The 5,341-nt window shown below is 69.6% G+C and carries 6 protein-coding genes and 1 other RNA gene; 4 read left to right on the top strand and 3 right to left on the bottom strand.

Features of this window, described 5'->3' with window-relative positions; all coding sequences use genetic code 11:
* A partial coding sequence (locus tag QQJ79_RS14630; protein ID WP_284223658.1) for a c-type cytochrome occupies positions 1–617 on the bottom strand: 617 nt, incomplete at its 3' end.
* Between the two features lie 149 nt (positions 618–766).
* Here QQJ79_RS14630 and QQJ79_RS14625 point away from each other — a divergent pair.
* On the top strand, positions 767–1,492 hold the full coding sequence (locus tag QQJ79_RS14625; RefSeq protein ID WP_284223657.1) for a 3-deoxy-manno-octulosonate cytidylyltransferase: 726 nt from the start codon (positions 767–769) through the stop codon (positions 1,490–1,492).
* Between the two features lie 108 nt (positions 1,493–1,600).
* Here QQJ79_RS14625 and nudC read toward each other — a convergent pair whose 3' ends face one another.
* The gene (gene nudC, locus QQJ79_RS14620; protein ID WP_284223656.1) at positions 1,601–2,530 is read right to left on the bottom strand and encodes an NAD(+) diphosphatase; all 930 of its coding nucleotides are present in this window, start codon (positions 2,528–2,530) and stop codon (positions 1,601–1,603) included.
* A gap of 55 nt (positions 2,531–2,585) precedes the next feature.
* On the opposite strand from nudC, the gene ffs reads away from it, so the two are divergent.
* Positions 2,586–2,679, top strand: an RNA gene (ffs, locus tag QQJ79_RS14615) — signal recognition particle sRNA small type.
* Positions 2,680–2,693: 14 nt separating this feature from the next.
* Here ffs and QQJ79_RS14610 read toward each other — a convergent pair.
* A complete protein-coding gene (locus QQJ79_RS14610; protein WP_284223655.1) occupies positions 2,694–3,296 on the bottom strand; it encodes a hypothetical protein in 603 nt (200 codons plus the stop codon).
* Between the two features lie 178 nt (positions 3,297–3,474).
* Between QQJ79_RS14610 and QQJ79_RS14605 the strand changes: the two genes are divergently transcribed.
* Positions 3,475–3,852 (top strand): DUF3597 domain-containing protein, encoded by a 378-nt coding sequence (locus QQJ79_RS14605; RefSeq protein WP_284223653.1) that lies wholly within the window; start codon positions 3,475–3,477, stop codon positions 3,850–3,852.
* Between the two features lie 75 nt (positions 3,853–3,927).
* Positions 3,928–5,341, top strand: a 1,414-nt coding sequence (locus QQJ79_RS14600; protein ID WP_284223652.1) for a DNA polymerase III subunit gamma/tau, incomplete at its 3' end; no start/stop codon positions are given.

Below are 5,341 nucleotides of genomic sequence, written 5' to 3'. Positions count from 1 at the left end.
CCGGCGACGGGCGCCGCGCCTTCAACGGGAGCGGCGGCGGCGGCGGCGGCGCCAGGCTGGCGGGCCGGATCGGGCGCCGGAACGGCCATGCCGGTCGAACCCTGCGACCGCAGCCAGGCGATCAGGTTCACGCGGGTGGCGGTGTCGCGGATGCCGGCGAACGACATCTTGGTGCCGGGCACATGGCGGCCCGGCGCGGTGATGAACAGGTCCAGCTCGTCCAGCGTCCAGGTCGGGTTCGTCCCGGCGTGGGCCGTCATGGCGTCGGAATAGGCGAATCCGGCATGGCTGGCGGTGGCCCGCCCGGCGATGCCGTACAGATTCGGGCCGATGCCGTTGGCGCCGCCGGCGTCGATGGTGTGGCAGGACTTGCAGCGGGCGAAGGCGGCCTCGCCGGCGGCGAGATCAGCCGTCGGCATCACCGTGCCCCAGTCGGGCGGCAGGATCGCCTCGGCGGCTCCGCCCGCGGCCTCTTCCGGGGCGTCAACGAAATAGCCCATCTTTTCCGGGGCTTCGTTGTGGTAGATGAAGGCCGTGCCCTCGCGCACCACCAGAATGACGAACACGGTCGCCAGACCGGCGCCGATGATCTTGTTCCACTTCAGATCGCCGCTCATGCGCGTCGTCTCATCCCGTTTCTGAGGCCCGGCCACAGACGCGGCAGGGCGAATTCTTGCGTGGGCGTCTCTTACACGCTAGCGCGGCCTTCGCAACCGGCTGAAGCTCGGTCCGAGCGTCGCAGGCGTGACCTGTTTGGGATTTGAACGTGAACCCGCTGATCCTGATCCCGGCCCGGATGGCCGCGACCCGCCTTCCGGACAAGCCGCTGGCCGATATCGGCGGCGTGCCGATGATCGTGCGGGCCTGGCGTCAGGCCGTGCTTTCCGGCCTGCCGGTGGCCGTGGCCGCGGGGGATCGCGAGATCGTCGACGCCATTGAGTCGGCCGGCGGCGTGGCTGTCCTGACGGATCCGGACCTGCCGTCGGGCTCTGACCGCATCCGCGCCGCGCTCGAGGCTGTCGACCCGCAAGGCCGCCACGACGCCGTCATCAATCTGCAGGGCGACATGCCCTTCGCCGACCCCGGCCTGGCCCTGGCCTGCGCCGCCCTGCTCCATGGCGAACCGGCCTGCGACATCGCCACCCTGATCGCGCCCGAGGCCGACGCCTCCGACCGTTCGAACCCGGACGTAGTGAAGGCGGTGGTGGCGTTGGCGGAGGGCGGGCGCCATGGCCGCGCCCTCTATTTCACTCGCTCGACCCTGTTCGGCGACGGACCTGTCTGGCGCCACATCGGCCTCTACGGCTACCGCCGCGCCGCGCTGGAGCGATTCTGCGCCGCCCCGCCGTCCCCGCTGGAGCGCCGCGAAAAGCTGGAACAGCTCCGCGCCCTCGAAATGGGTCTGCAGATCTGGGCCGCAGTGATCGATGAGGCCCCGCTGTCCGTGGACAATCCGGATGATCTGGCGGCCGCGAGGGCGCTCGCTCGCTAGGCTTGCCGCTCATCCCGGCGCAGCCGGGAATCATTCGATCCCGGTTCATCGATGAACCTTCAAGCCTTGGACAAAGGCCCTCGAATGCCGGCTACGCCGGATCGCGGCTCAAACGTCGAACCCGTCCACCCACGCCTGAAGCAGCGTCCGGGCGATGGCGATTCCGGGCGGAGCCTTGATGCTCGGATGGGTCCCCTCAAGACAGGCCCGCGCCTCGTCCCGGGTCAGCCACGCCACCGCTTCCAGCTCGGTCTGATCGGGCGTCGCCTCGCCGGAGTCGACCTCGCAGATCAGCCCGATCATCAGCTGTGACGGAAACGGCCACGGCTGGCTGGAGTGATAGCGCACCGCCGTCACCGTCAGGCCGGCCTCCTCCTTGATCTCGCGGGCGCAGGCCGCCTCGATGGTCTCGCCGGGCTCAAGGAACCCCGCCAGCGCGGACATCCGCCCCTCGGGCCAGGCCGCCTGCCGCCCCAACAGGCAGACCGGCTCCGCCCCGCCCTTGAAGACGGCCAGCATGATCGTCACCGGATCCACGCGTGGGAAATGCTCGACGCCGCAGGCCGGACAGACCCGTTTCCAGCCGCCCGAGGCGTTCTCGCTCTCCACCCCGCAGGCGGCGCAGAAGCCGTGCCGCCGCCGCCAGTCGAACAGCGACTTGGCCGTTCCGGCCATGGCGGCGTCCGGCCCCGGCAGAATCGCCGCCGCCTCGCGCATCTCGTGAAAGGCGCCCAGGCCCGCCAGCGGTCCTGCCGCCGGATCAGCCGATCCCTCGACCTCGACCGCGAAACACGGCGCGCCCTTCCACAGGCCGAGGAACAGTTCGCGATCGGGAACCACCGCCCGCGCGTGGCTCAACGCCAGCCAGGCCAGCCGCGGCTCGCCCGCTTCCTCGACCAGAGGGCGGCCCTCCCACAGCACCATGGCCATGGCGTCCGGGCTCGCGCCCTGTTCGGCCAGCCAGTCGGCGTCGTCCCGCCGGTCCCCCGCCCGATCAAGCGGATTGCCGGCGAAGGTGTTCAGGACGGGGAGGGGCATGACGCTGTCTAGCAAGCCCGGTCTTGCATCCGCGAGCCGAAATCGTCATATCGGCCTCGGAGATCGCGGGCGAAGGCTTCGCCAACCTGGTCAGGGCCGGAAGGCAGCAGCCACAACGAATTCCCCTTCGGGTCGCGGTCTCCACCTCCGCCTCATGCGCCGGTCAGTCGACCGGGCGAATGGCGGCGAACAGCAATCCCGAAAAGTCTTCGCCCAGCAGCCCGGCGATATACAGGTCCCGCTGTTTCGCGGCTGCGGACAGCTGATCGTCAGGCAGGTCCATCAAGTCAGACTCGGACCGGAAGCCGGATCCGGCGCGGGAGAACACCCACAACGGGTCTGCACCGGACGATTTCGCGCCAAAGCCCAACAGCCGGTCGAGCCGGCCCGCCCAGGAGGCGGAATCGCTTGTCTCGGAAAGCAGGACGACAGCGCAGGCCTCCATCTCCAGGCTGGTGACGCCGAGCAATTTCTCGCTGTCGCCCCGGCCGACCATGATCATTCGAAGGTCGGCCGGCATGCCGTTGGGGTGGTCTTCGGGATCGGCGCTCAGAAACGCGACCGTGTCGCGAAACTCTCCGTCGTCGGGCAAGGCCTCCGCGGGAAGGCGAAACCAGCCTCTCTCTTCCGCCTTGGCGATGACGACTTCACGCTGTCCGTCATTGTTGACGCAGAGATTGACGAAGTCGTCGAACGGCTCGGCAGCGGCTGCAGGGCTGACGAAGCAGAGAACGGCGATTGCGCCTGCGGCGACCCAACGAAACATGGAACACTCCTCACCCCCACCGGGCGGAGGACCCTAACAGGACATTTCTCGTCCAGATAGATTGTCTGCGCGGAGCGACGTCTGGCGAGCAAACGAGCCCGGACCGCGCCGGACGGATCAGGGCGGAACCGTTGCCGTCGCCAGCCGCTGTGAAGGCTTCCCAACCCACGGAGCGGACATGAGCATTCTCGGCAACATCCTCGGCAGGATCTTCAAGCGGCGCGAAACCCCGACCCCCGCTCCGGCCGCCCCGACCGCGGCCCCGACCCCCGCACCGACCGCCGCCCCCGCCGCGGCCCAGCCGGTCGACGTCGACGGCATCCTCGACTTCATGAATGAGCAGCACGACCAGAAGCTGAACTGGCGCACCTCCATCGTCGATCTGATGAAGCTGACCGGGATGGATTCGACCCTGGCCGAGCGCAAGGAGCTGGCGGCCGAGCTCGGCTACACCGGCGACACCTCCGACACGGCCTCGATGAACATCTGGCTGCACAAGCAGGTGATTGCGCGCATCCGGGCCGACGGCGGCCAGATGCGCGACCTGACCGACTGATCCATCCCCGCGAAAGCGGGCAAGCCTTGCGGCGAGGGGGTGCGCGATGCGGCCCTCTCGCTGTAAGACGATGACATGAGCGACGCCGATCCGAGTCTCGAAGGCCCTCCCTGGGAGGAGGACGCTGCCGACGCTGATGTGGTCGAGCGCGATCCCGACACCGACGACATGTTCGGCTCGCCGGAACCCGCCGGCATGCGCGAGGCCGAGGCCGCCGCGGCCCCCGTCGTCGCCGCCGGGGTGAAGACCGCCGCCCCCGCCGACGCCGGCCCGCCCGCCCATGTCGACGACGGCGAGGCCTATACGGTCCTGGCCCGCAAATACCGGCCGCACACCTTCGAGGACCTGATCGGCCAGGAGGCCATGGTCCGCACCCTGACCAACGCCTTCGCCACCGGCCGCATCGCCCACGCCTTCATGCTCACCGGCGTCCGCGGCGTCGGCAAGACGACCACCGCCCGACTGCTGGCCCGCGCGCTGAACAACGAGACCGATACGATCGACCGCCCGTCGCTGGCCCTGACCGACCAGGGCCGCCACGACGCCTCCATCATGGCCGGCCAGCATATGGACGTGGTCGAGATGGACGCCGCCTCCCACACCGGCATCGACGGCATCCGCGACATCATCGAGAGCGTCCGCTACGCCCCCGTCGAGGCGCGCTACAAGGTCTATGTCCTCGACGAAGTCCACATGCTGTCGAACCAGGCCTTCAACGCCCTGCTGAAGACGCTGGAAGAGCCGCCGCCGCACGCCAAATTCATCTTCGCCACCACCGAGATCCGCAAGGTGCCGGTGACCATCCTGTCCCGCTGCCAGCGTTTCGACCTGCGCCGCGTCGAGCCGGAAATCCTCGTCGAACACCTCGCCCGCATCGCCGACCGCGAGGGGATGAAGATCGAGCAGGATGCCCTCGCCCTGATCGCCCGCGCCGCCGAGGGCTCGGTCCGCGACGGCCTCAGCCTGCTGGATCAGGCGCTGGTGCAGGGCGACCGCGGCGAGACGGTGAAGACCGAGGTCGTGCGCGACATGCTCGGCCTCGCCGACCGCAGCCAGACCATCGCCCTGTTCGAATCGATCATGGCCGGCCGCACGCCCGAGGCGCTGGAATTGTTCCGCACCCTCTACGGCTATGGCGCCGATCCGGTGCAGGTGACCAACGACCTGCTCGAACACTGCCACGCCGCCTCGGTGGCCAAGATGCTGGGGCCGCAGGCGACCCGCCTGCCCAACGACCAGGCGCAGAAGCTGACGGCGCTGGGCGCGGTCATTTCGGCCGGCACCCTGGCCCGCGTCTGGCAGATGCTGCTGCGTGCGCTGGACGAGGTCCGCCGCGCGCCCAATCCGGCCGACGCGGTCGAGATGGCCATCGTCCGCCTCGCCTACGCCGCCGACCTGCCGGGTCCGGAAGAGGCGCTCAAGGCGCTGCGCGACGGCGAACCCATGCCCGGCGGCGCGGCCCCGCGCGGACCCTCGGGCGGGGGCGGGG

This window comes from Brevundimonas denitrificans, from assembly GCF_030160755.1.
Classification (GTDB): domain Bacteria; phylum Pseudomonadota; class Alphaproteobacteria; order Caulobacterales; family Caulobacteraceae; genus Brevundimonas; species Brevundimonas denitrificans.
This window is presented reverse-complemented; position numbering and strand designations above follow the sequence as displayed.

Coding starts and splice junctions, on each gene's coding strand:
- nudC (WP_284223656.1), bottom strand. CDS start 2,530: ATGCCCCTCCCCGTCCTGAACACCTTCGCCGGCAATCCGCTTGATCGG.
- QQJ79_RS14610 (WP_284223655.1), bottom strand. CDS start 3,296: ATGTTTCGTTGGGTCGCCGCAGGCGCAATCGCCGTTCTCTGCTTCGTC.
- QQJ79_RS14605 (WP_284223653.1), top strand. CDS start 3,475: ATGAGCATTCTCGGCAACATCCTCGGCAGGATCTTCAAGCGGCGCGAA.